We start from the raw sequence: 25,445 nt of genomic DNA, 5'->3' as shown, positions 1-25,445 counted from the left end.
AGCGAGCACGTCCTCGCCCACCGGATCCATCAGGGGCAGGAACGAGCAGGATTGCGTCTTGCTGTAACGGACACGGATGGCTTTCGGTCCGCCAATCGATATCTTCGATCCGCAGGTTGCGGATTTCTCCAGCCCGCAGTCCATTGGTGGCAAGGATTTGCAAGATCGCGTGGTCACGCAGCCTTGCCTGCGCATTGTCCGTCCTCGCGGTTCCCAGCACCACGGCGATCTAACCCCTCTCCAGGATCGAGGCACTCCTTCGTAGGGGTAGAGCAGTGGCGTGATGATACGTGGTGACTGGTCGGTCGCAATGTGGCCTGTCCTGTGGAGATACCGCAACAACGAGCGAAGCCGCTCCGCTACAGATTTCAGCGAGCAGCGCGTCAGCTTCAAGGCACGCAGGTCCATATAGCGGTCGATGTCGCCGATGCTTAGGTCCATCAGGCCTTCGACACCGCATTCTTCGAGTTGCCAGGCAAGGAAGTGTCGAGCCTCCCATAAGAACGCGTCGATCGTGGCCGGGCAAAGCCCCGCTCCTCGTGACGCCAGGTCTCGTATTCGTTGCAGATCGTACATCGCAGTGCATTGGCGGCGCAGGTCGCCTTCGGGGCTGGTGGCCACTGCCCCTGCACAAGCCGAAGCAGCGCGTGATGCCGGCGCACGGAATCTGATGCCAGCGCGGACCAGGACGCTGCCGGAAAAGGGTCGAACGCGCAGACATCGCTCCACTGGGGCTTCGGTCACATCCGTGACCAGGATATTCGCCGCGCAAGATGGTCGAGGAACCCGCGCGCATAAGCACAATAGTTTCCTACCACCACTGGGCTGTATTGTTGGCTGGTCAGTACGGCTTTGAGCTCGGTGATCAGTTCGCAATCGGATCTCGACATCAATGGCTCCTCTGCTGGTCAAACGACCGCAGAGTTCGCCGGATAATAAAGCGGAGCAAATCCCTCGACGAACGGCAGAATTGTGCGGATTTCACGCGTTCCTTCACATTCCTGCGACCTCGCGATTTTGCAGAGCGGGTGGCGAGAGCGCGCTGAGGTGGATCGCGACGGTGAGCTAAAACGTGTTGGACTAAGCCGCCGGCACGGGGGGCCACCATGGGTTTTCAATTGGGGCCGCACCCCTGAACAGGCATCGCGCGGCGGTGCGGATGCGGTCGCGACGCGACGCTTGAAGGCGTGGCGTGCGCTGAAAGCGGCACGGATATCGTTCCGCATGTCAGGATCGGCGCTGCGCCCTGCCTGGAAAAGGTTGCCGGTGATGAGGGTACAAGGCACGCCCCTGCTTCATGACGTGTCCTCTATGGCGGGCGTCCGGCGACGCCTCGAATGTTTCGATGATGATCATCTGCCCGCGATGGCACGCCGGGCATTGCCTGAGGGAATGCCCGGTGAAGGTCCTCATAGCGGTCGCGATAATCCTTTTCGGATCGGCCTGCCGGCTCGGGAACCGGCATGCCGAGCAGGTCGCGGCACTGGGCGAGCTTTTGCGCGCGATAGCGATTGCCGAGGAAGCCGTAGTAGCGGATGCGATGGAAACCCTCGGGCAGGACGTGTAGCAGGAAGCGGCGAATGAACTCGTCGGCCGCGACGGTCATGACCTTCTGCCGACTGTCGTGCCGATAGTCTTTCCAGAAAGGCAGGCGATTGTTGGAAATGGCAATGCGGTGCGCATAGCGGCCGACGTAGTCGAGAACCTGTTCGGGTCCGGCGAATGGCGGCTTGGCATAGATGACCCACTCGGCCTTTCGTAGCGGCGCAAATTAGCGTCGGAAGGCATCGCGCTCGCTCAAGGCCTGCAAGTCGGAGAAGAACTTCAACTGGCTGGCGTCGAAGGCTTTACAAGGTGTTCCAGGAACAGTCGTCGGAACAAGCGCGAGAGCACCCGGACGGGCAAGAAGAAGGGCTTGCAAGCGATCCATCGATGGCCGTCGCGGGACAAGCCTCCGCCGGCGACGACGCAATGCAGATGCGGATGATGAAGCAGGGTTCGGCCCCAGGTGTGCAACACGGCGAAAAAGCCGATCTCGCCCAAGTGCTTGGGATCGGCGGCGATGATGCGCAGGGTCTCGGCGGTGGCGCGGAAAGCAGGCAATAGACGAGTGCCTTGTTCTGATGGGCAATGGCGGCAATGGGCTCCGGCAGGGTGAAGACGACGTGAACGTATTGGGTGTCGAGAAGCTCGGCGCGACGATCCTCCAGCCATTGTGCGCGGGCCAGCGATTGGCAGCGGGGGCAATGCTGTCGCGGCAGCTGTTGAAGGCGATGCGCCGGTGGCCGCATTGATCGCATACTTCGACGTGCCCGCCGAGCGCGGCGGTCCGGCACAGTTCGATCGCCGTCATGACGCGGCGCTGGGCGGTCGACAGCGATGCGTCATGCTGGGCGCGATAGGCTTCGCCGTAGCAGCGGAAGATAGACGTCTGGCTCAAACTGGCCAAAGGTCATGCAGCATTTTTGGAGTGGCGGCCTTGGCGTCTTCGACCCCTGCTGCACGCAAACGGTCCGCAATTTGGGCTAGGACTGAGCGGGCAACCTCTTCTGGATCCACCGCGGGGTCACCGTGGACGCCGTCGTGGATCCGCTCGAGAAACGAATTTCGGTTGCTGTTTATGGCGCGATGGCCGGGACGCCAGCCCTCGTAATAGAAGCCGCGCAGCAGGGCTGGCAGCTGTGCACCGATATAAACGGCCTCGTCGCGATCCAGGCAATCGCGGAGGGCGTGCAGCGTCGCAATCAGGGCTTGGTAGACTAGCTCGCGATCATGCCAGCGAAGTCTCCACGTCAGATCGCTGATCCGATTCTGAGTTGCTTGAATTGTCTTATTGAAATCATCGCTCGCGCACATGAGCATTCTCGATGGAGCTTGCCGGGATCGGCGCTTGCTTGAAAGGTAACCGCGTGAATCTCACGCGGCCACCATCCAAACAACGTGACAGCCTTTCATCCGACACGTGTTGCGGACCGCCTCGTTCTACGCGCGTGGCGCGACGATCAGCTTCTGAGAGAGTTCTTCCAGCGCACCGTGCCGAGGGGCGTTTCCGCACTTGAGAGAGAACTTACTGCAACTCTCCCGCGCGCCCGGCGCCTTTCCCGGTTTCCCAGATTGACTCCATATTGCGCAGAAGCATTTCCGCAACACTGAAGGCGTGCAGCCCCTGCCGCGAAGTCAGACGAGCGTCGATGTCGGGATAGACAAAGAAAGGTAACGAAATTCGGTCAGTAGGACCACTGTGCGCGACCTGATGTGGCGTACTCTTGAAGCGGTCGTCGCTCAAGGCCTGAAGCATGTCGCCCAAATTGACCACGAGACTGTCGGGCAGGCTCGGCACCGGCATCCAGCGCCCACGGAACCACACCTGCAGCGAGCGCGTGGGGAGTTCCTCTTGCAGCAGTAGCGTGAAGAAGCCATGGTCGGTGTGCTTGCCGGCCGTGCCGCCGGCCGGATACCGGATCACGCGGTGCAGGAGCGTCGGCGGGCTGAAATGGCGTTGGAACCAGCCCTCTTCCATATCGATCAGGTCAGCAAGTGCGTTCCCGAGCTGCGGGACAACCGCGTTGAGCACGGTTGCCTGCAAAGCAAGCAGGCTTCGCGCGAAGCCAGGAGCCACGACGTCATCCGGAAAGCGCGTGGTTCCGGCAAACGGACGCCGGTCGCCTTTGTTCTCCATTCCGAGGTCGAACACTTCCTTTGGATCGTGGCCCGCCTCTGGATGTAGCATTTCGCCCTGCAACGGACTGTATCCACGGGCGGTAGTGGGGTACACGTCTTGAAAAGCGTGACCGTAGCGCTCCTTGACCGACTGTGGCAGCGCGAAGAAGCGCTTGGAAGCCTCAATGGCTTGTGCGATCTGTTCCTTTGGAATGCCGTGCTCGACAAGGTAGAAGAACCCGTACTCCTGGCAGGCCATGTTCAAGCGCTGGCGCTCTTCGCGTTGCGTTGCATCGTCTGCCAACTTCGCCAGTGAAATTTGCGGTAGCGTTGTCATATTCGTTCATCCCTTAGTGCTTTGGCCTTGTGAGGCTCTTAGAAAACTTAGGCCTGCTTGTCCGCGATGTACCTGCCGTCGTTGAGACAGTATGCCGGCACAGGGATGCCCGACATCCTGCAGACGCCGCATCTCGCACGACAATGCAATCGTGCCGCGAGCCAGCGCGCGAGCCCTCCGGGCGGACCTGCCCAAGCGGGAAGACGCCGCAGAGAACAATGATGTCACAGTTCGCGCAGGAGTCTTCGGCGAGAGGCCAGGTAAGGTCGATCTTGCCGGGAGGTGACGACAAAGGCGGACTTGCCGGACCTTAACTCTCATCTCCTGCACGACGGCTCCTACAGCTTTTGAGACAGACACGTGACTTCCTCTGCAATCAAATCCATGATGTGGCAGGCCCACTTCTGGAGAGAATTAGCTAAACATCTAGTACAATTTATTGTTGGTAGCAATTCAGAATAGAATAAGAATACGTGACGAAAATGTTAAATTGAGCCAACTTATTTCCAGTTTTGACGAAACACTCATTTTTACATTGCGGGGACAACAGTCAATACGGCGTCCGCGCCAGTTGAGCGGATGAGCGCACGCAGCACGAGCGGATTGCTTAGGCACTCGCGCGCCTTTCGGATTGCATCTGAAGGGCACATTGCCTTGGCCGCTTCGTGCCGCCGGTTACGACGCTGGTCGCTTGGCTGGCCTGCTGCCACAGAAAGCCCAGCAGGTTCTCGATACTTGCTATCGGAGCACCACAAATGGGGCTGAGGACGTCGCTGACGAAATGAACTTCATCAGATGCGCACCCTGGCCGTTACGATGTCATGTCCGCCGGCTCACCCAACCGTTGCTCAAAAGTCTCTGTGGGTTAGGCTCGGCTTAAGCCGCGCAATATGGCTCGTCTCGAGAGACTTCACTTGCTCGCACCTTTTGCTTTCCTCGGGATCTTGCCCTGCCAATCAACAATGCAGGCATTGGAGCATTTCAGTGACACATCAATCCCCGGCAGAATAGTCCACGTTCGTGGATCCTTGATGCTTCGTGCTGGCCTAGGCCATGGCGCTGCCGTTCCCGCCCTCTAAGAGAGGACCGCCTCGACGAAACGCCTTAGTCGCCGGCACCAGAGGCCTGTAACTCGTCTGCGCCATGTCAACTACCACCCTAGATAGTATCCTCTATGATGACCGTCTTTTACCATTTAGAGGGAATTATTAACTTGCGGAGGTAGCTGGGTGAATTGCAAGAATTTGACAAGTCTTGATGTGTCGAGGTACATTAGCTCATTTGATGAGATGGCAACCAGACATGGTATTCGATTTATAATTGGGGAGGATTTCGAAGCGTACATTAATATTACTGAAACTCTTCCTGGGAAGACGCCGAGTTCTCCGAATTTCCGACCGGATTGTTCCTGGCTTGAACCAGGCCGCGCATTCTGGATAGTCGGGCAAGATCAATCTGGCCAGGTAGCGCATGTTCAGGCGCTCCGTGTGGACGATCTCAGAACGACCTGCTTGGCCGAACACCTGGAGTCACTGAACGCCTGCTACGCACATCCAAAGAGCCTGGCCGGCCCCGATTCATCATGTGCTTGCTACGCACCAACCGCTCGGGAAATAACAGGGATCGTAGCTTATCACGGCGACTTATGGCTTCGAAGTGATTTCAGGGCACACGGGTTTCCGAGGATGCTGGCAGGCATTGCTTTTGGCCTGGCGTGGGCGAAATGGTCACCCGACTTCATTTACGCCCTTGTTCCGACGTGGATCATCGAAAAGGGAGTAGCCGATCAGTATGGTTATCTTCACAGAGAATCGCAGGGCTCGATTTTGAGCTTACCGGACCGAGGAATCAAGGATGATGATTGGCTTGTTTGGCTAACGCAGGGCGAACTGTCCGAACTCATTAAGCGCACGGTGAGTGACACAATGGTGCCGAGCCCTTTTTGATTTTCCCACGCCACGCTTGCCGAACTTGATCGTCAGCGTAGGCTTGCCTGACGCGGGCCGTCCGAAGTGTTGGCACGATCAGCTCTTAGCGTATTTATTGGCACGCAAGACTAACGCGATACTGCCGAGGGCTCCAGCAGCCGGCGATCGCTGGCAGTTGACTCATTCCAGCGCGGTCGAGCGGGCAAGGTGCGGCCTTGTCGCTTACTGTGGTGCGGATCGGCTTGCCGCGGATCGCCCCTTCAAGGCCCATCTCCGCCATCAGCCGGGAGACGGTGCAGCGGGCAACGTCGAAGCCTTCAGCCGCAATTCCGCCAGACCTGCGCACGCCATAGACGCGGAAAATTCTCCTCGAAAACGCGCCGCAGTTCGACCTTGCGCGCCTCGACCCGCTTCGCCGGGAAGGTAGTCGAAAGGGATCGCGCCTTGGCGACAAGGTCGTGGTAGTCGACCGGGCGAATCGGCAGCGCGTTGCAGATCGGCTCGACCCCATGCTCCTCGCGCTGATGGTCGATGAACGCGATCATAGCTTCAACCGGCGGTCGAGCTCCGCCTGGGCAAAATACGCGGGCGCCTTGCGCGGGATCTCGTTGGCCTTCCTCAGATCCCGGTTCTCTCGCTCAAAGATTTTCAGCTTCTCGGCGACCGCGGTGGGAAGGCCGGCGCGGATGCCGCTATCCACCTCCGCTCTTCTTCACCCACTCATTGAGCGTCTGCGCCGTGCAGCCGATCTTGGTATCCAAGACACCGCCGCCCAGCGCGCGCTGTCCAAGCCAACGACGTGGAAGATGTTCTCGCCGATATCGAAGCCATAGACGGCCGCAGGGCGCGGCGCACTGTGTGGGGACATTGCAACCTCCTTTGCTTGACTGACGGATGATTAGAGGTGAGGACGGGGCGGACCATCCCATTAATGATGGCCGAGGAAACTGTGGCGGTGAGAATTTCGTTGAGTCTTTCAGAATGCGGTCCGATCCGCCTGGTGCGTCGCATTGGAGCCGCCGGGCTCAGAAGACGCCGGTCCTGGATCGCATCGTCGAACTCCCATGCCTGCCCCAGCCTCGGCCCCTTGAAGCGACGCGACACGGCAGACCGGGAAAGGCCAATATTCGAGCAGGCGCTGCACTGGACCTGGCTGGCATTCTCGACGCTGGCAAGGGTTCCGCGGACTCAAGCCGCACAAAGCAATGCCGATCTTCAAGGTTACTCTCGGCACGCGAATCAGCCGCCCCGATTGCCGCTCGGAACAGAACAATGGTGATTTGGCGCGGCGTTACTGATGACGCTCCCTACAAATGGATAATTCCGAAGTTTACAGCTTTTATGGCCGCGACCGTTCTGCTACCTGTGTCCAATTTTCGCATCACGTTTTTTATGTGGAAATTAACTGTATTCATAGAAATGCCCAAAATATGTCCTATTTCCCACGACGATTTCCCTCTTGCTATCCACAGTAGACATTCTTTTTCTCTTGCGGAAAAGTCAGGAGCTTCCTCGATGCCACTCGAATTCGCGAATCTCAGATGGAAATGAAACGCGGCAAGTTCCAAGTATGTGACTGTTCTGCTTTGGAATTCGCGGTTTCCGGGTTGAGCAAAGCTCATGATCGCAAAGTTACCATCGGGACCATGCAATGGAACGCTGATGCCTGACCTTAAGCCGAACGTCGCAGCCTCATCGAAAACGCGCCGTTCGTCGTCAGTCGTGCTTGCGTCGTTGTACACCTCGCTCCATCGAAAGGCGCCTGCGCGCTTCCGACTGGTCTTGATGATCGGGTCTATTTTGTCATAACTCATTTCGAAATAGCGCTCCTGCCATTCATCAGGATAATTCAGCATGACCGTTGGATCGCGTCGGACCGGCTTAAAAATTCTTTGGTCAGGGGTAAAGGAGCCATAGGCTATCCATTGGCAATCAAAATTCAGGGCAAAACTAGATAACAGGTCGAACAACTGCTCAGATTGAGCGATGCCATCAGTCTGGCCGAGATATCGGCCGAACTCGACGGCAAACGCCTCCCCGGCTGTCGTCGGGAAATGCAGCGACGGAACCAACGAAAACTGGTCGGACGCTCTGATTGCCAGCCGTCGAAGTTGAGAGACCGCAGTCATCCGCGGGCGTTCCATAGTCTCCCTCCGTAGCCTTTTGCGCTGAATGTGGTCACTGGCACCGTAAAGCCGCCGGTTGCTAGGCTCCCCTAGCCTTCATCGGCAGATCAGCATCGCCAAAGATCTATCACTTGGTCGCAGTGCAGAAAGTTATTTTGGGTTAAGAAAACGTTGCACCATATTAGGTACAATTTAACATTATAAAAGCCATTCTAGAATATTTCGTCGGCTGACTCGCTGAAAAATGCCCATATCTGTGTGCCTTCTCCAGACTGCGTCAGTTAGTTTGGAGAGGTTCCGGCGGTTTTGGACGGTGGCCGCAAGGTGGAACTCGCCGCGGGCACCGCTAGGGTCCTGGTACTCGGCGTGGATCGAACTTCAGAATGCGTCTGAATTGCGCAAAATAGCATTCCGACTTTTCCGCTCGCGGCGAGATGAGATTAGGCCTCGGCGGCGATGTCCCGTGCCAAGTGGCCCGCGCCTCATGGAAGCATCGCAGAATATTGGGGCAGCACTGCGTTCAGCATCAGCCGTCGCCCCTACGAGATCAATGACTCGATTCGGTTCAGCTCGCTGAACGCCTGGCCCCTTTTCGGATCATGACGTTTGTCTGATGCTCAGAGCCGACCTGGCAAGAGGAGATCGGCATGAGCGTTTATGCAGGGCTGGATACTTCACTCGACGCTGTAGCTATTTGCGTTGTCGCCGAGACCGGCGAAATGCTGTGGCAGGGGAAGTGCTCGGTGACTCGCATGCCATGACGGCTGCACTTCAGCGATGGCGGGACGATCTCGTTCGCGCAAGGCTGCCGTCAGGGCGGTCACTGCCAACGAGTAGGTCATCCGAGGCTTGTTGCGTCCCCTCAGGCTAAAGATTGGCGCCGTCACAGGCGTACGTTTCGAGGCAAGGGTTCGACAGCTGGTCGGAGCGGATCGGCTGTTGCTGGGTATCTTTGAACCGCTCTTGCAGATGCACAGGTGTCTGCGCGAGAACCTGGCGGATCTGTACCGGCTCGTCCTGAGAGCGGTTCGAGTGGATCCCATCTGCCGTCGCCTCATGACCAATGCCTGGCAGAGGTGCAACAACTTCATAATGCCGCTATCAATCGGGTGAAGCGATTACCCGCTATCGATTTCATCCCCGTTACGGGGAAGCGGTTATTGTTGCCGGGCGCAATCGCCATGGTGACGAGGTCGCTCTGATCATCCGCCAGCCTGACGGTACCCTGGTGCAGTTGCCGATCTGGAGGACGGAGGATCGTGCGGAGGCGATGATGGTGACGGAGAGTTCCCGTCTGTCACTGACGAATCTGCGCGAACTTCGCCTGAAGCTCGAAGCATCGCGTCACCGCCAACTCGATCTCTTCGTGGCCAAGACCCACCGGCACCGATAGCACCGGCCGAGCATACGAAGCTGTTGCCATTGGTGAGTGCGCTGCTGTCGGAAGCACACGCGGCGCGCGGACGGAGGCCGGCGATGAAGATCACGTCTGGCCACCTAGCGCGCGGCGCCCTTATCTACCTCCGACAATCGACCGTCGACCAGCTTGCCAACAATCATGAGAGCCGGCGTCAATATGGTCTTGCCGAGCGTGCCGTGCTCTTGGCTGGACGGATGTGACAGTTATCGAGGGCGACCTTGGCCGCTCGGGTTCGGGCGTCAGTCGTCCGGGCTTCGAGAAGCTGCTGTCGGCGATCTGTGAAAGCCGTGTCGGTGCTGTGTTCGCAATCGAAGTGTCGCGTCTGGCGCGCAACGGACGCGACTGGCACACGCTGATCGAATTTTGCGGCCTGGTTGGCGCGGTGATCGTCGATGAGGATGGCATCTACGAACCCCGCCATCCAAACGATCGGTTATTGCTGGGCATGAAAGGGACGATGAGGAGCTCGAACTGTCGCTCCTGCGGGCCCGTTCGATGGAAGCCTTGAAGCAGAAAGCACGACGGGGCGAGCCCTTCTTCACGGTCGCCGTCGGCTATGTGAAAGTGGGCCGTGACGAAATCGAAAGGGATCCCGATCTGCGCTGCGCGAGGCGATTGGGTTGGTCTTAAAATGCAAAGCATCCGCCAAGTGTTCTTATCGCTTCGCAGTGACCAGATAGCGCTGCCGTACAACCCCAGGATCTCAGGACAGCAGCAAGTGCTATGGAAACCTCTGGTCTACACGAGGGTGAGCACCCTTCTCACCAATCCGATGCTGGGGCTTATGCCTTTGGCCGAACCGGAAGTCGGACGATAATCGAAAAATGGCCGCAAGGGAATCGTGCGCGGCCGTCGCAAAGCTTGCTCAGATTGGGCAGTCTTGCTCGTTGATCATCACGAAGGCTATTCGCCCTGGGCAGACTTTGAAGGGAATCAACGGCTGATTACTGACAATGCCAACGGCAAGGGCATGATGGTGCGCGGGCCGATGCGCAAGGGAGAGGCCTTGCTCGCCGCGCTATGCGTTGCGATCATTGCGGTCGCCGGCTGCTTGTTGTCAGCGGCCGGCCGCTTTGAGGGCCGAGGAGCGCCAGCGCCTATTGCAAATGGGGCCGACCTGGAAGCCGCGTGGCATCATCCGGCGGCCACTGCCATCATGCGTAAGCGCATCATGAGGGTGACCTCCATGACGACCGCAAAGCCACCGCTCGCTCGCTTGTATGGGGTGATCTTGTCAATGTGATCTTTCAGTCGTTCCGTCTCCTTGTTCAGCCGTGGAGCCCATTTGTTCCTGCTTTGGCTCCGGGGTCCATTGGGCGCCGCGCGCAGTGACGGTCAAGGGTCGGCCTTTGGCCATCGCGAAGCGGCTTGCCCTTGATGGTCACGAGCACTGCGGCAGCGTTGCATCGAGCCGGCAGGTGCTGTTTGTAGAGGTCTACAACTCAAACCGAGGGGGAGCGCGCCCTCAGGCGCCCGTAAACGCGCCGCAATCTTGTATGCGGTTGATCCTCGCGGATCAAAAACCATGATGCAGCCATACGCATCGGCGGCGAAGCTCCGGGCGGTGGGCCCATTCTACAGCGCGGCGTCGTAAGCCATGTGAGCGACCGGGATCACCACCCCCTCGGATCGTTATCGGCAGACGCTATTGCAGCTGCCAAACCTCAATCTCGTCCTGTCGAACGCTCCTCCATGTTTTATACCGGACGCAGGGCTACTCCCGTCGGGCTCTCGCCGGTTGTGACAAGGCGCCAGAATGCAATCAGTAGCTTGCGCGCCAAAACCACGATCATTGTCTTGCGCGTACCGCCACGGCCATCGGCGGTTCTCGCGAAAAACCAGTGCGCCAGCGCGCTGTCCTTTTGGAATTGGAGGAACTGCCAAGCCAACAGGATCATGCCGTGAGCCAGTGTACCGTGGCACCTGTCAGAGATGATCGCGGCGGACGCATTCCGAGAGGATGAGCAGCGGCTTATCAACTATCAGATAAGGTAGTTTCGCTGCCTGCGCGGAAACTGTAGCAACTTTGTTGTTTCACGCTCCGACTAGGAGGAATAGGCATGCAGAGCAAAATGACCAGGCTGGAGTATCAAGGTACATCAGTGCAGCAGACGAGCTTTATATCTGTGCGTCAGACGAAATGGAGTGCTAGTTCGGTCACAACACTGCTAATGCGCGACAGTTTTGAGAAGCATATCGAGATCACGAAAACAACATTATCGTCACTTCTTCGCACGTTATTATCGGTATCCCCCTTCGACGGCTACCCGAACCAGTTTTTCGATTCCGTGAGTAGTAACATCTACTACTTTCTGGCGACAGAGGAAGCAGTCGGCGCAAGGAGGGCACTGTCTGAACTAGCGTATTAACACCTGCGCCCCTGTAGGGGCATACGGATGGGAAGGGGCATTGCCTTGGTTTTCGACTATATCATCGTCGGTGGCGGTTCCTCTGGATGCGTCATGGCGAGCAGGCTCTCCGCCAATGCAAATCGCGTGCTGCTCATCGAAGCCGGTCCTGATACGCCGCCGAATGCCGTCCCTGACGACATCCTCGACGGCAATCCAACGCGCGCTTATTTCAACCCTGATTACCAGTGGCAGTCACTCGACGCGACCACGGTACGCGACGGCCGGAAGCCCATTCATTACGAGCAGGCCCGGGTCATGGGCGGCGGCTCCAGCATAAATGCCCAGGTAGCCAACCGCGGTGGTCCCGAAGACTACAATGAGTGGGCCTCAGGCGGTGCAACGGGCTGGGGTTGGCACGAAGTTCTACCCTACTTCCGCCGCCTCGAATGCGATCTGGATTTCGATGGCGAATTTCACGGCAAGAGCGGCCCCCTGCCGATAAGACGTGTGCGGCAATCAGACTGGTCCGGCTTTATCCGAGCGGTATCGAGAGCTTATGAAGATACCGGTATTCATTTCAGGCCGGACTTCAATGGTGCATTTGGCGACGGGTATTCCGTTGTTCCGTTGACCAACCGCAAAGGTCGCCGGGTTTCCGCTGCGATGGCCTACTTGTCCGAAAGTGTCCGCTCTCGGCCCAATTTGACAATCCTGTCGGAAACGACGGTTGTGCGGCTGACCTTTTCAGGATGCGCCATAGCGGGCGCCGAGACGGAAAATAAGGCCGGTCGGCAGTCGTTTCATGCTTCGACCGTGATCCTCTGCGCCGGAACCATCCATTCGCCGACCATATTGATGCGGTCCGGAATCGGCCCGGCCGAGCAACTGAGAAAGCTTGGTATTCCAGTTGTCAGAGACTTGAAAGGTGTGGGCCAGAACCTTCAGGAGCACCCGGCGATCTGCATTTCGGCTTATTTGAGGCGGGGGGATCGCATGGCACACAATGTGAGCGGCCATATCCAGATGCATGCTCGTTACTCGTCGGGCTACGATGGGTGCCCTTCGACGGATATGGCAATGTCGGTGGTTGCCAAATCAGCCTGGCACCCACTCGGCAAGCGCCTCGGGTCCCTCTGTTTGTGGGTCAACCGCACTTATTCGACAGGAACCATCGTGCTCAAGGATCGCTCTCACGCGATAGAGCCGGAGGTGGATTTCAACTGGTTGAGCGACAAGCGGGACGCCGAGCGATTGAAGCAGGGCTTCCGTTTCATGGCTTGCCTCCTGCAGCACGCTTCACTGTCGGCGGTGGCACTCGACCCGTTCCCGTCAGCTTGGAACGGACGAGCGAAGCAGGTTAGCAAGGTCAATCCCATTAATTACGGGCTTACCTCGGCGCTGGCCGTGCTCATGGACAGCTCTCCGCGCCTGCGCCGCGGGCTCATTAAGCACGTCATAACCGATGGTCATAGCATTTCAGATCTGATTTATGACGAGGAGCATTTGGACCGGTTTGTCCGCCAGAACGTGATCGCCAGTTGGCATCCGACGTCGAGCTGCAGGATGGGGGTAGCCTCCGATCCTGCCGTGGTGACGGATCCGTCGGGCCGCGTTCGTGGCGTTTCCGGCTTGAGGATCGCCGACGCTTCGGTAATGCCTTTCTGCCCCCGGGCCAACACAAACATTCCAACGATCATGGTGGCTGAGAAGATGGCTGACGCGATTTTGAAAGAAGACCGGAATGGCTAACGAAGAAGAGGTCCTCAAAAGCTTCATCGACGGGGAGTGGCAGGATTCGTCTTCCGGCAGGCGGATCGAGGTCGATGACCCGTCAAATGCCGAGACGATTTCCATCGTCGCGGAGGCAGGGCCCGAAGAGATCGAGCTTGCCGTTGCTTCCGCTCACCGGGTTTTTCGGGATCGCGTCCTTATAGACATGCATCCGTACGATCGTGGACGCATGCTTTTCCGCGTGGCCGACGCACTGGAGGCGCGTAGCGATGAGCTGGCGGCTGTCGTGTGCACGGACACGGGCAAGGCGATAGGTCTCGCCCATGAAGAGGTTCGGACCGGGATCCGATACCTGAGGTACTACGCGGGCCTTGCTGACAAGCTTGAAGGCCGCTCGATTCCCCGTGGCGCCAATCTCGTCGATTACACTGTCAGGAGCCCATTTGGGGTTTCCGCCCAGATCGTGCCCTGGAACTTCCCGCTGGAACTGACCGCCCGTTCGCTCGCCTGCGCTATCGCGACCGGCAACTCGGTGGTGGTGAAATCGCCGGAGCTGGCGCCCCTGTCGGGAATTGAAATAGCCCGCGCCTGCGAGACAGCGGGGCTGCCAGCAGGAGCAGTCAATATTCTCACCGGCTATGGCCAGTCGGCAGGTCAGGCGCTGATTGAAAATTCCGACGTTCGCCAAATCGTCTTCACAGGCTCGATGGCTACTGGCCGCGGAGTTCTCAAAACCGCGTCGGAGCGCATCGTGCCCTGCATCATGGAATTGGGCGGCAAGTCGGCTGCAGTGGTCTATGCCGATGCGGATTTTGATTGCGTCGTGGACGCAGTGCGCAGCGGTTCATTTCTGAATGCGGGCCAGAGCTGCAACGGCCTTTCACGCCTCCTTGTGGAGCGACCCATCGCGGACGAACTCATTGAACGGATAAAGACTTGCGTCGAAGGGCTTTCCGTCGGACCTGGACGTGAGAACTGCGACATCACTCCGCTTATCTCCCAAAAGCGACGGTTAGGTGTGGAGCAGGCCTGCCAGATGGCACAGTCGCAGGGTGCGCGGCTCATGGTTGGTGGAGCAGCACTTTCCGAATTGGCCGGCTATTTCATGGCGCCGACGCTGTTTGTCAGCGTCGGACGGGACAGCGATCTTTTCCAGACGGAAGTATTCGGGCCGGTTCTGGCCATCACGACGTTCGACAATCCTGCGATGGCGGTCGAGCTCGCAAACAGCACCGAGAAGGGCCTGGCTGCGGGCGTGTTCACAAGGGATTTAGATATGGCCCTGTGGACCGCCGATCGCCTCTGGGCTGGCCAAATTTATGTCAATGGCTGGTTTGTCGGCGGCGTGGAAACTCCGTTCGGGGGGGTTAGGCAGTCCGGCTACGGCAGGGAGAAGGGACAGGAAGCCCTTGACGGCTACGTCCAGACCAGAAACGTCGGCATCCGAATTTCGCAGCCACCGTCGAGCTCCATTAAAAATAAGCAAGCTTGAGGGGACTGTTATCGCAGCGGAGGCAGTATTAGGGTTAGCCGCGTTTGCGATAGTTGCCGTCAGCTGAAGTGCATTCGTTTTGAGGTGCATCCGTTGACAACCCGTCGGTAGGGCGAGGTTGTCTTCACAAACGTCAGTAGCGCATTGACTCAGCTAGAAAGTTCGGCGATGGGTTTGACGACGCAGATCATTAGGCAGGTTCTCCACTCTCGTGTCCAGACAATACCTAAGCAGGCGATTGAACGTGCGAAGCTCTCCATTCTCGACACGCTTGCCAGCGCGATCGGCGGATCGGATGACCCGATCGCGCACTTTGCTCGCCAACTGGGCGCCTTATCCGGTGGCAAGGCGGAATGCACGGTGTGGGTTTCCGGAGAAAAGCTTCCGGCCTGCTTGACGGCCCTTGTCAACGCCACGACAGCTAGGGCCATCGACTTCGACGATACCTACGAGCTTTGTATTAACGGCTGCCACGCAAGCGCGTATGACGTGCCGCCGGCGCTGGCACTCGCCGAACGCGATCCCTCTATCACCGGAAGCGAATTGCTGGCCGCCCTGGCGATGGCTATGGATCTGCATATGCGTCTTGCGCGTAGCGTGACTACCCATTCTCTAAAAACTGGCCGCGACAATATGGTCGCTGTCTGGGGGACGACCGCGGTTAGTACCAAGTTGCTACGGCTCGACGAAGAGAAAACCCGGAATGCGTTCGGTATCGCTTACGCCCACGCCGCCGGGGAAGTACAGATGTACGAAGAAAGCGCCCACACCGTGTCGCTGCAGCAGGGATTGCGCGCCCGATCTGGGCTGGAGTCGGCGCTTTCAGCCATGGTGGGCCTCAACGGGCCGCAGGAACCCTTCTTTGGGAAGTATGGCTTCTACAAAGCCTTTGAACCTGATTACGACCTGGATCTGCTTATGGACGGACTAGGTTCCAACTATGTGAACACTTCGATTAGTTTCAAAGCCTGGCCGACCTGCAGGGCTATGCATCCGGGAATCGACGGACTGCTGCAATTGCGCGAAAAGTACAACTTCACGGGCGAGGATATTGTTTCACTTGAGCTCGGGGTGAATCATCTCGTCGCTGAGAGTTATGTGGTTAAACCGCGAGAGAAAAAGTGGAACCCAAAGGACCCGGTCGTAGCGCGATTCAGCCTGCCTTATGTCATCTCTGTCGCGGCGCAACACGGAAGAGTCGCAATCGGCGATTTTCGTCCCGAAGCACTTGAGGACCCTGCCGTGCGGCGAATTATGGCTGCCACCAAGATCGAAGTAGATCCCGACATCGATCGGACCCACGGTCTGTATCAAAATTCGCCGACAGCAGTTAAAGTAAAGCTGAAAGATGGAGCAGAGCATTTCATTCGTATCGACAAGCCGTTCGGACATCCGGAGAACCCGGCGTCGCTTGTCGATGGCATGCAAAAACTTAGAGCTTGCGCCGAAATGTCTATGTTGCCGTTCTCAGATAGACAGCTGGGATTGATTGGGGAGTTCGTATGCGATCTTGATAAGCGACCCACGCTGGCACCGCTATTCGAGCTCCTTGTTGGCGGTAAGTAGTGGCATCCCAACAATCCTCCCATCTTGGCTCAGCCATTGTTAAGCGCGAAGCTGAGGCCGTTCAGCGCTGGTAGTTCGATGGCAGAGAGCGTCATATCGGGCCTGGGTAGGCCAGGCGTGCGGATCGACCTGATTCATCTTGGCGCTGGCCAGCAGCCTGGCATTTACCCATGTCCGTCAGCCGCCGTCGCTGCCAGCGAAGCGGCTATTCTTTCGGTAATTGTCTGCGGCCCGATGCTCCCTCGACGGTGTTGGACCCGAGCTCTATGCGGCCGTCGGTGAGAAGCGCTCGATTGCGGCACAACGCAAAGAGAGCGGCGGACGATGATGGCGGATTTCTCCTGACGCGCCGTCACCCAGGCTGCAAGGTCGTATGTCCGCTTCTGCCGGTGAGGTGGCTCGCCCTACACTGTGCGTCCGAGGGTTACTCGGGCGGGCCGAGCCGATCCTCATCACAGGAGGACGAGCCCTGGCAGATTACAGGGAAGCATTTGTCGGAATTGATGTTGGGAAGCAGAGGAATGCCGTCGCAATTGCGGAAGCCGGCCGGGAAGGAGAGGCTCGCTTCTTCGGGAAGGTCGACGCATCGGATAGAAGCAGGCGCCGTGTTATCCAGCGGATCGCCGCCAAGTCCGATCGGATCCACCTTTGCTACGAGGCAGGCCTAACCGGCTATGGCCTCTATCGGCGGATCCATTTCCCTAGGCCACGAATGCACTGTGGTGCGCCGTCGGCGATCCGCTAAGCTCGGCGTGTCGCACGTCAAAATCCGCCGCTTCCGCCGAGCAGGTCATGCGCGGCGCGCTCTACCAGATCCGCGCTAGCGACCTCGAAGACGAACGGATCAAGGCCGATTTGGCGCGCAATACTCCGCGTATCATCCACGACGACAACCAGGAATCGCTGTCTTCCGCCATTTGAAATAGAGGTGCATAATGAATCGGTCTTCGCAATCGGCCGGATCGATCGCTCGACGACATTGCTGTCGGTCTCGATGCGAACCATCGTCAAGGAAGCGCGTGAGCCCTTCCCAACGGGAGAGCGTGTAGCGGATGGCCTCGGCTAGCTTGGTCTTCTGGCTGGTCAGACCGAGCTTCTCGCGCAGCCACGGATCGAGTTCGGCGATCATCGGCCGGCTCCTATTCTAGCGGATGGCACGGCGCTGCTCGGCCGATCGTCCACGGACGTTGTCCTCTATTCTGTAGAGATCCGCGATCCGGTGGAGCGCCTCGCTGGCGATCGGCACGGGACCGGCCGCAGCGAGTTCGTAGAAGCGCCGGCGCACATGCGCCAGCAGAAGGCGAGCACGACGCCGCTCTTGTCGGCCAGCACACGATAGCGCCATAGCCGTCGACCTGCAGGATTCGTTGGAGCCGGCAAGATGGGCAATCGGTCGCTCGGCCTTTCGGTTCGGCGCATAAACATAGGCGATGCCAGGTGGGTCGTTCCCTGCCAGAGCCGGTCATCGCGCGCGTAGGCCCAGAGTTGGCCTCTCTTCGCCTTGCCGCGGCCCGGATCGAGCACCGGTGCCGTGGTCTCGTCGGCAAGAGCTTGGGCGAGGCCTTCAGCTTCTTCAGCAACCGGCGTGAACGGGCCACAGATGCCAAGCGGCGCGGCCGACCCAGTCGGCGAGTGTCGATGCCGGCTCAATACTCCCCAGAAGTGCCGTTTGAATCTTCCCAGTTTAGCGCTGTCGCCGGTCTTCCGGAGGCGCGCTCCGGGAGACTGGCGCGCGTGATCGTTGATGCTTCTCCTGATGGTCGGGAGTGGGATTTCGGTGATCAAGATCGGGGAGATGATGATGATACTGGATTTGCATCGGCAGGCCTTTAGGTGTCGGCGATCGCCAGGGAGAGCGGGATCCACCGCAAGACGGTGCGCAAATACATTGCGCGCGGGCTCGAGGCTCCGGCCAACGGACCGCGCAAGCCGCGTCAGGCGGTGATCGATCCATTCGCAGCCTATCTTCGCGAACGCGTCACGCGATATCCGGGCTCACCGGCAGCCGGCTTTTCCGCGAACTGAAGGACCTCGGCTATGGCGGCGGCTACACACCGTTACCGACTTCCTGCGCGACGTCCGTCCTGCCGCGGCGGAGCGTGGATACGAAGTTCACATCGAGACCCTGCCCGGCGAGCAGGCGCAGGTCGACTTCGCCCAGTTCAATGTCGTCTTTGCCGATGAGCCGACCACGCCGAGAATCGTCTGGCTATTCTCCATGGTGCTTGGCTTCAGTCGCCTTATCTGGGCACGCTTCGTCGTCAACCAGGATCTGCCGACTGTCTTGCGCTGCCGTGCTGGGGCTTTCGAGGCGCTGGGCGGCGCTCCTCGCGAAGTGCTTTACCACCAGCAGGCCGGGAGAAGAAGCGAATGCGTTCCTGCAGGCGGCCTTTGCGTTCGGCCCTTCTGCTCTGCTCGTTGGGCTGGGCAACCCGAAGCAACATGTCGACGTCAACCTTCGCGTAATGGGCGGTCGTGTCGACCGACCGATGGCGCAGCACAGTTCCGATTACGTGTGGCACCGGCCCGCAGCATGCTGGTGGCTGCCGAGTGCCGGAGCAGATTGGCGCCCCGGGAAGGCGCGTTGTCGATGCCCCCCTCGCAAGCGCGAGGCTGACGATGATTGAGACACTCGCGCTTGCCAATGGCCGAAATGGTGCAACGGTCCGCAGGAAAATCTGCTCACAGGCGGCAGGCGGACGGGCGTCTCGCAGATAGTCGATAATCGCCTCACCAGCATCCTGGGGCAGCGGAAGCTGGACCTCGCGGCGTCCTTTGCCGTGGACACGCAAGAGGCGCGCGCCCGAAATGTCGCCAGCGCGCCGCCCAAGGCGGGCAAATAGCAGCAGCACCGCGCGGTCGCAGATCCCCGGGGGGCGTCGTGACGTCGCACGACGCAATCACCCGGTCGACCTCCGCGGTGGCGCGATGTAGCGCGGCAATGCCGACAGTCGCCAATGGGGAACCGTAGGTATGGCCTGATCGAGCCCCGGGCGGCCAGGTACTTGAGATAACCGAGCAGCGCCATCGTCATCGTCTTGAGGTCTGCCCACGAACTGCGCTGCGCTTCCCCCAGGATCACTTGCCGAATAAGACCGGCATCGTAGGGCTTCGGATCAGGGCCCAAAATGGGAAGCAGCCGCATGACCATTCGGCCATGGCGACCGACGGTGCGCTTAGAGATGCCTCGGTGCCGTCTCAGCCAAGTCTGGAATGAAATGACTTGGTCACGTGGGCGCGCGACCATCCTGCGTCAAGGGCGCACGACCCCACATTCCGCCAGAAAGCTCACGAACCGCCGCGCCCGGTTCACGTATTTGGCCAACAGGCGATCGGCTCGTCTGGCGCCGGGACAGCGGCATCGATGCCGCGCAAAGCGGCGAACCGTATACATGTTGATCTCCGCGACAGGGATATTCGTCTTTGCAGCCGGTCTCGAAGTGACGAGCCGAGGCTTCGTAGCCTGACACCGTCAGGCCAACGTATCCTAGGCTTAACAGTCGGCTCGTGAATGCTTCCACAAACGGGGGCAAGGTCGCCCGGGCCCATCAATTGACTGTATTCGAGCAGAACTTCCTCGACTTTGACACGTTTGGTCCCTCTCGAGGTCAAATAAAGGTCGAGAGATGACAACAATCATGTCGAGCAAGAAAGTGGGTTGATAGTTGTGAGTTATTGAAGTCAAAGACCACGTTGCTTTGATTGTTGCCTACTCACAATCCGGCGTTCCACATAATTGCGGTAGTCGACCGGCTTCGTCGCCACCATGACCGTGACCGCTCCCTTTGGCCCGATCACCACGTGCCCTCAGTGCGGGGATCACCGCAGCAAACCTCTTCGAATCCGCCCCACGACCCACCCGCATTGCGATGCCGTCGATTCGAGCTCGATCACACCAGCATATCAAGCCAGCTCCCCCTTCCTTAGCTGTGGCGGATGCTTCGCGGCCGGCTTCGGAGGCGCCGCCGTCACCACCGCCGGCACGAATCGCCCAATATGCCTGCGCTGAGTACGCTGCACGACTTGCCGCATCGCATCCAGCCGAGCATGAGCCGGGTAGGCAACCCTTATGAGATGCCAAGGCTGAGGGCTTCATGCGAACGCTGTAGGACGAAGAAGTTGATGGCCGAGAGCAATGACGGGAATTTAATTCTGTTTCACCCGTCCCGTTCTCTCAATTGGACCGATCTTCAGCGTCGATCACCTGCGCTGGTACGGAAAGGTCAGAGCCTGCTGATTCCCGTTCGATGGGAAATGGTACGATTGACCAATCAATTAAGTCTACGGCACGCTGAAGTATCATCTCGGTCCGAGCACGGCTGGGGGAAACCGCCAGGACATATCCTATCGAGTCTCTGTAATCGCCTTTCCTGATGATCGGCGTGTTGAGTTTTACATGCAATTTGACCTCGGCGACTCCTGGTAGAGCAGCTGCCCGTCTGTCTCCACTGATCCAATCGAGGATGCCATCGCGATCAGGAAGGAGGTACCGCCAAGCCGTGACATGCGAACGGCTTCTGCGCAAATTCCATTCGCCCCCGATGACAAGCTTGGTGTGTTCGGTTACAAGATCGATACCGTAAGCCAGTAGAAGCGGTCGAGGAATGCCAGTAAGGCGCGGATTGGCTTCAATGACGACTGGCCCACGCTTGGTCCACCGGAGTTCGACAGTCGTTGGTCCCCAACCAAGGCCGAGAGCTCGCAAACAGCTTAGCGAAACATCGGCGACACGGTTATACTCGTCATCAGTCAGCGGGGCCGGGAAGATGCCCTCACGAAAGACGAAATGCGGCGGCGGGCCGAAGTCAGCGGCCGCAACCCCGAGGACCTTATTTTGCATAGTATAAACAGCATAAAAAGGGCCCTGCGCGAATTCTTCGACCAGTATCCTTGGCGAAGACTGCCCGCAAAACAGATGTGTCGTATGTTCGGCCAGCTCATCGACAGTGCGGCACAATCGCACACCGATGCTGCCGCTGCCAACCGCCGGCTTAAGGACTACCGGTAAACCGATCTCTGCGGCAGAGCTTTCAACCTCTCTCGCATTCTCTGCCGCACGATAAGCAGGCACTGGAACGCCGGCTTCGGCGAGAAGCTGACGTTGAACGAATTTGTCGCAGCATCGTTCAACCGATGCGGGGTTCGGTCCCGGCAGATCGAAGTGCCGGCAGAGCTTACCAACTGTCACAGAGACGGACTCATCGTCGCCCGCAAAGCCGGTAATGCCAGCAATACCATACGAAGCACGCAGTCGGGAACATTCGCGGATCAGCGCATCGAGATTGGCTGTGTCAATACGAATTACCTCAACGCTTTGCGCCTGGAGATATTCGTACCGAGTCGGGTCAGCCGATAGGGTAATTGGTTGAAGGCCAAAACGCTCAGCTGCTTGGATGTAATGCGGGCCGTTACCCATATGCCCTTCAATTAGAATAAGTGCTCTTCCTGCCATAGGCTTTACTCCGACGCTGTTTGTCGTTCAGATCCGGTCGTAAGCAGGCACCAGCGGTTATGGCGTGCCACCTCGGACTACCTGTCAACGTAACATCGTCGGTGATGGCCAGTCGCAAATGTTCTGTAAATTTTGTTTGAACGATCTGTTGCGGCGCGGGTAGTGTGCTGAGAGTTCTGCAAATTCGCTGAGTGAGGGCGGTCATGGCAGGCTAGTGGTGTTCAACGTCATAGATTCCCGCGAAGGAACGCCACCATGACCAAGACAAAAAGTAAGACCGCCAGCGCCGCCGTCAAAGACATTCTGCTTTCGAACCCGGATGGGCTGGACCAAGTGATCCGTGGGGTGATGCAGGAGGCGCTGGAGGCTGAGGTCGCCCAGGACGGTATCGTGCTCACCGAAGAGCCAATGGCGGCGCTGTAAAAGGCCAAAGCTGGATAAGGAGGCGCAGAGTGAGTTCGAGAGTGAATGCCCGGGCTATTGCGGCCAGGACACCTTCTATGTCGGCAACATGAAGGAGGTCGGACGCATCTACCAGCAAACCTCCCTCAATACCTATTCGAAGGTCGCCTTCGCCAAGCTCTATGACCGCAAGACGCCGATCACCGCCGCCGATCTCCTCAACGACCGCGTGGTGCCGGTCATGGGCCATGTCGGCTTAACGCCACAGGCGGTCAATCGTCGCCGCGTGGCGTCGCGAAGGCGGGAGGATCGCCGTGGTGCCAACGACAGGCGTCCTGCACGAGGGCCATCTCAGCTTAGTGCGCGCTGAAGCCATGCTCGAAGCGGCTGAGCGACTGGCCAAGGGGTGCCGGCAGGAGCCGTGATTGCCGAGGCCACGCAATGCATCCTCAGCGCTGTTACCAGCGTGTCGAGTACCTCGAACTGCGGGCCGAGATCTTTCACCACTTGACCCCGCGGATAGATCGGCTCGTCTGCTTGCTGCCGCATGGCTGGGCAATGTCCGCTTATTGAGAATGTGAGCGTCAGTCCGCGGCAAGGTGCTGTTCAAATCGCCAAACGGGGTCGGCCAGCTGAGGATTGTGTCTCCGGCCCAAACGCAAGGTCTGTCTACCAGAGCTGGAATTGCTGGAAAACTCCTATCTCGCGGGTGTTGGATGGAGAACTTGGGAGGGGCCTCGGCTTGCAAACGGAGCAAGTTTGCAGCTCGAGAGGCGATCTGCTCGGAATGATTGCCAGTGTGAATAGCTGAATAGCACTCGCTGTGTTCAGGATGGGGTAGCCGCGTAGGGAATTTCGCAGAATCGTACTGCTGAGAGTTCTGCAAATTCGCTGAGAGGGTCCCCTGAGCGTGACCGCCCTTGAATTACTCTTCATTTCTCGATTGAAGACCGTCCATGCGAGCGTGGTGCCAGCTTGGGTCAGCCTATTGCGGGGCGGTGCCGTAGTAGCTTAGTTTCGATCTTGAGGCTTGGGCAAGGTTCAGAGCTGACAAGTCTCATCGGGGGTGCCAAGTCGTCTCAAGTGAGCGGGCCGAACACGTGGATAATCAGATCGACCTTCGCGCCCTAAGGCATTTCATCCGAGTGTCCGAACTTGGCAGCATCAGCCGAGCTGCGGTCGAGCTGCGCATAGCGCAACCTGCCTTATCCAGGCAAATGCGTCGCCTGGAGGAAACGCTCGGGGTGCAATTGTTCATTCGGGATGGCCGCGGAGTGACGTTGACGGAAACTGGCGCCAAGCTCCGCGACGAAGTTGCGAATGTCTTGCTGCGGCTGGAAAATGCTTGCCTTCAAGCTCGGATCGATGAAGGGAGTCCCTCCGGTGTCATTCGCTTGGGAGTTCTGCCCAACCTGGGCCCAACCTTCATGGCGGAGCTTATTTTGGGCTGTCGTGAACAATTCCCCCGTGTTAAGCTGAAATTGCTTGAGGGGTTCACCCATCAAACCGCGAACTGGATCCAGAGTAAGCAGATTGATCTAGGCTTCGCTTACGATGTTGATAGTTATCGCCATCTCAGCCCCGAATTCCTCTTCAAAGAAAAAGTTTATCTGGTTGGGTCAACAAAGAATTGGTCCTTCGGAGAGAGGGTCTTGATGTCTGAATTGGAGGGCCTTCCGCTGATCATTCCGGCGCCGCCAAGTTACACGCGGCAACGTCTGGAGGCAGCCGCGCACGAGCAAAAGGTGGAATTGACATTCAAGTACGAGATCGACTCTATACCTCTCATTAAGCGAATGATTGCGCTGGATGAAGGCTACGGGATATTCAGTCGTGCGTGCTTGTGGGAGGATCTCGAAGGTCCGAAGCTGTCTGTCGCGTCGATTGAGCGGTCTTCACTGAGCTTTGAATTGGCGCTAACAACCGCATATGGAACAATACTGCCGCCCGCCGCACGGCACATCATATCGTTCCTTGAGCAGATGGTTCGACGTTACGTCGCGCTCGGGCGCTGGTCGGGCGAGCTCGTCACTGGCGGCACGAGTTCATCGACCAACACTTGAACCGGCTGGGGCAGTATTGGCCCGTTGCCGAGCTTCGGAGGGCACAGCTGCGCTACTGGAGCTTCTTTTAAAAGTTTAAACTTTATCGTACGCCTCCGGCGAAGGCCGCCTTGCGAGAAGATGGCACGATAGCGAGGCTGCGCTCTTAAGGTCGTCCTTACGAGCGTAGTTAGCAGCACAGCATGAGCCATGTGACGTTATTGACGGTGCCGGAGTGTCGTCGTCGTTGGAGTGAAGCGGATCAGCGCCGGATACTGGCCGCGGCATTCGCGCCCGGGTCCACAGTGGCGGCGGTGGCGCGTCAGTACGATGTCGCGACCAGCCTGATCTATAAGTGGCGCCGCACGGTCAGAGCCCGCGAGACGGGCTTTGCCGAAGTTGTCGTGGCTCCCGACGAGCCTGTCGCCGTTTCGCGACCGGCGGCATCCCCAGCGGTGATCGAGCTGGAGATCGCCGGCAAGGTGCGGTTGCGGATTCCGCTGAGCACACCGCCGACACTGGCGGCGGCGATGGTGAAGCGCTGGGCGTTTCATGATCCCGGTCCCGAGCCAGGTGCGGATCTGGTTGGCGGTCGGCCGGACCGATATGCGTCGCGGGATGCAAGGCCTCGCTCTGCAGGTTCAGGAGACGTTGGGCCGGGACCCGCATGCCGGCGATCCTTATGTCTTCCGCGGCCGCAGCGGCAATCTGATCAAGATCATCTGGCATGATGGGCTCGGCATGTCGCTGTATGCAAAACGGCTCGAGAAGGGGCGGTTCCTATGGCCGTCGCCGGCGGACGGTACGGTTTCCATATCACCGGCGCAGCTCGCCTACATGCTCGACGGCATCGATTGGCGCAACCCGCGTCACACGTTCCGCCCCCAGCGCGCGGGCTGAGTTTTTGTTTGGGTTTGCGGCATTTTCCGCGAGTCAGC

General features: G+C 58.7%; 13 protein-coding genes, 9 pseudogenes and 1 other annotated feature. Of the genes and pseudogenes, 14 read left to right on the top strand and 8 right to left on the bottom strand.

The window, feature by feature from the left end:
- Window positions 1-1,227: 1,227 nt before the first annotated feature.
- The 3 genes and pseudogenes from AC0L28_RS23825 to AC0L28_RS23815 form a co-directional block, all read right to left on the bottom strand.
- A pseudogene (locus AC0L28_RS23825) lies at window positions 1,228-2,449 on the bottom strand (IS91 family transposase).
- Complete coding sequence (locus AC0L28_RS23820; RefSeq protein ID WP_473480550.1) at window positions 2,437-2,856, bottom strand: DUF2267 domain-containing protein; 420 nt, start codon at window positions 2,854-2,856, stop codon at window positions 2,437-2,439. The pseudogene AC0L28_RS23825 and the gene AC0L28_RS23820 overlap by 13 nt, the downstream one beginning before the upstream one ends.
- A 211-nt stretch (window positions 2,857-3,067) precedes the next feature.
- The gene (locus AC0L28_RS23815) at window positions 3,068-3,997 is read right to left on the bottom strand and encodes an isopenicillin N synthase family dioxygenase (RefSeq protein WP_473480548.1); all 930 of its coding nucleotides are present in this window, start codon (window positions 3,995-3,997) and stop codon (window positions 3,068-3,070) included.
- 1,685 nt (window positions 3,998-5,682) lie between these two features.
- Here AC0L28_RS23815 and AC0L28_RS23810 point away from each other — a divergent pair.
- The gene (locus tag AC0L28_RS23810) at window positions 5,683-5,943 is read left to right on the top strand and encodes a hypothetical protein (protein ID WP_473480546.1); all 261 of its coding nucleotides are present in this window, start codon (window positions 5,683-5,685) and stop codon (window positions 5,941-5,943) included.
- 172 nt (window positions 5,944-6,115) lie between these two features.
- Here the strand turns inward: AC0L28_RS23810 and AC0L28_RS23805 are convergent.
- Window positions 6,116-6,821, bottom strand: a pseudogene (locus AC0L28_RS23805) (IS3 family transposase); the annotation flags it as partial.
- Window positions 6,395-6,512 (bottom strand) — a sequence feature (AL1L pseudoknot). Its footprint overlaps the pseudogene before it by 118 nt.
- A 411-nt stretch (window positions 6,822-7,232) precedes the next feature.
- Window positions 7,233-8,069 (bottom strand): LuxR family transcriptional regulator, encoded by an 837-nt coding sequence (locus AC0L28_RS23800; RefSeq protein WP_473480544.1) that lies wholly within the window; start codon window positions 8,067-8,069, stop codon window positions 7,233-7,235.
- Between the two features lie 1,458 nt (window positions 8,070-9,527).
- On the opposite strand from AC0L28_RS23800, the gene AC0L28_RS23795 reads away from it, so the two are divergent.
- From AC0L28_RS23795 to AC0L28_RS23785, 3 genes are all read left to right on the top strand, one after another.
- Window positions 9,528-9,671, top strand: coding sequence for a hypothetical protein (locus tag AC0L28_RS23795; RefSeq protein ID WP_473480542.1), 144 nt, complete (start codon window positions 9,528-9,530; stop codon window positions 9,669-9,671).
- A complete protein-coding gene (locus AC0L28_RS23790) occupies window positions 9,668-9,979 on the top strand; it encodes a recombinase family protein (RefSeq protein WP_473480540.1) in 312 nt (103 codons plus the stop codon). Before AC0L28_RS23795 ends, AC0L28_RS23790 begins: the two co-directional genes overlap by 4 nt.
- 372 nt (window positions 9,980-10,351) lie before the next feature.
- Window positions 10,352-10,714: a hypothetical protein gene (locus AC0L28_RS23785; protein WP_473480538.1), complete on the top strand. Its 363-nt coding sequence runs from the start codon at window positions 10,352-10,354 to the stop codon at window positions 10,712-10,714.
- A 454-nt stretch (window positions 10,715-11,168) separates the two neighbouring features.
- Here the strand turns inward: AC0L28_RS23785 and AC0L28_RS23780 are convergent.
- Window positions 11,169-11,372, bottom strand: a pseudogene (locus tag AC0L28_RS23780) (IS110 family RNA-guided transposase); the annotation flags it as partial.
- A gap of 513 nt (window positions 11,373-11,885) precedes the next feature.
- Here AC0L28_RS23780 and AC0L28_RS23775 point away from each other — a divergent pair.
- From AC0L28_RS23775 to AC0L28_RS23760, 4 genes and pseudogenes are all read left to right on the top strand, one after another.
- The gene (locus AC0L28_RS23775; RefSeq protein WP_473480536.1) at window positions 11,886-13,571 is read left to right on the top strand and encodes a GMC family oxidoreductase; all 1,686 of its coding nucleotides are present in this window, start codon (window positions 11,886-11,888) and stop codon (window positions 13,569-13,571) included.
- On the top strand, window positions 13,564-15,045 hold the full coding sequence (locus tag AC0L28_RS23770; RefSeq protein WP_473480534.1) for an aldehyde dehydrogenase family protein: 1,482 nt from the start codon (window positions 13,564-13,566) through the stop codon (window positions 15,043-15,045). Before AC0L28_RS23775 ends, AC0L28_RS23770 begins: the two co-directional genes overlap by 8 nt.
- A gap of 168 nt (window positions 15,046-15,213) precedes the next feature.
- A complete protein-coding gene (locus tag AC0L28_RS23765) occupies window positions 15,214-16,611 on the top strand; it encodes an MmgE/PrpD family protein (protein WP_473480532.1) in 1,398 nt (465 codons plus the stop codon).
- A 469-nt stretch (window positions 16,612-17,080) separates the two neighbouring features.
- A pseudogene (locus tag AC0L28_RS23760) lies at window positions 17,081-17,336 on the top strand (IS110 family transposase); the annotation flags it as partial.
- A gap of 152 nt (window positions 17,337-17,488) precedes the next feature.
- Here AC0L28_RS23760 and AC0L28_RS23755 read toward each other — a convergent pair.
- Window positions 17,489-18,001: pseudogene (locus AC0L28_RS23755) on the bottom strand (IS66 family transposase).
- A gap of 387 nt (window positions 18,002-18,388) precedes the next feature.
- Here AC0L28_RS23755 and AC0L28_RS23750 point away from each other — a divergent pair.
- Window positions 18,389-18,955: pseudogene (locus AC0L28_RS23750) on the top strand (transposase); the annotation flags it as partial.
- 1,830 nt (window positions 18,956-20,785) lie between these two features.
- Here the strand turns inward: AC0L28_RS23750 and AC0L28_RS23745 are convergent.
- Entirely contained in the window at window positions 20,786-22,063 is a 1,278-nt protein-coding gene (locus AC0L28_RS23745; RefSeq protein WP_473480530.1) for an ATP-grasp domain-containing protein, read from the bottom strand.
- Window positions 22,064-22,318: 255 nt separating this feature from the next.
- Between AC0L28_RS23745 and AC0L28_RS23740 the strand changes: the two are divergent.
- The 5 genes and pseudogenes from AC0L28_RS23740 to tnpB all read left to right on the top strand — a co-directional run.
- A pseudogene (locus AC0L28_RS23740) lies at window positions 22,319-22,703 on the top strand (hypothetical protein); the annotation flags it as partial.
- A 37-nt stretch (window positions 22,704-22,740) separates the two neighbouring features.
- Window positions 22,741-22,860, top strand: a pseudogene (locus tag AC0L28_RS23735) (pantoate--beta-alanine ligase); the annotation flags it as partial.
- Between the two features lie 705 nt (window positions 22,861-23,565).
- Window positions 23,566-24,528: a LysR family transcriptional regulator gene (locus AC0L28_RS23730; protein WP_473480528.1), complete on the top strand. Its 963-nt coding sequence runs from the start codon at window positions 23,566-23,568 to the stop codon at window positions 24,526-24,528.
- Window positions 24,529-24,710: 182 nt separating this feature from the next.
- Window positions 24,711-25,034, top strand: a pseudogene (gene tnpA / locus AC0L28_RS23725) (IS66-like element accessory protein TnpA); the annotation flags it as partial.
- A 58-nt stretch (window positions 25,035-25,092) separates the two neighbouring features.
- Window positions 25,093-25,407 (top strand): IS66 family insertion sequence element accessory protein TnpB, encoded by a 315-nt coding sequence (gene tnpB, locus AC0L28_RS23720; protein ID WP_473480526.1) that lies wholly within the window; start codon window positions 25,093-25,095, stop codon window positions 25,405-25,407.
- Window positions 25,408-25,445: the final 38 nt, after the last annotated feature.

The sequence above is a fragment of the Mesorhizobium sp. WSM4847 genome, assembly GCF_055811335.1.
This window is presented reverse-complemented; position numbering and strand designations above follow the sequence as displayed.

Coding starts and splice junctions, on each gene's coding strand:
- AC0L28_RS23820 (WP_473480550.1), bottom strand. CDS start 2,856: ATGTGCGCGAGCGATGATTTCAATAAGACAATTCAAGCAACTCAGAAT.
- AC0L28_RS23815 (WP_473480548.1), bottom strand. CDS start 3,997: ATGACAACGCTACCGCAAATTTCACTGGCGAAGTTGGCAGACGATGCA.
- AC0L28_RS23810 (WP_473480546.1), top strand. CDS start 5,683: ATGCTGGCAGGCATTGCTTTTGGCCTGGCGTGGGCGAAATGGTCACCC.
- AC0L28_RS23800 (WP_473480544.1), bottom strand. CDS start 8,069: ATGGAACGCCCGCGGATGACTGCGGTCTCTCAACTTCGACGGCTGGCA.
- AC0L28_RS23795 (WP_473480542.1), top strand. CDS start 9,528: ATGAAGATCACGTCTGGCCACCTAGCGCGCGGCGCCCTTATCTACCTC.
- AC0L28_RS23770 (WP_473480534.1), top strand. CDS start 13,564: ATGGCTAACGAAGAAGAGGTCCTCAAAAGCTTCATCGACGGGGAGTGG.
- AC0L28_RS23765 (WP_473480532.1), top strand. CDS start 15,214: ATGGGTTTGACGACGCAGATCATTAGGCAGGTTCTCCACTCTCGTGTC.
- AC0L28_RS23745 (WP_473480530.1), bottom strand. CDS start 22,063: ATGGCAGGAAGAGCACTTATTCTAATTGAAGGGCATATGGGTAACGGC.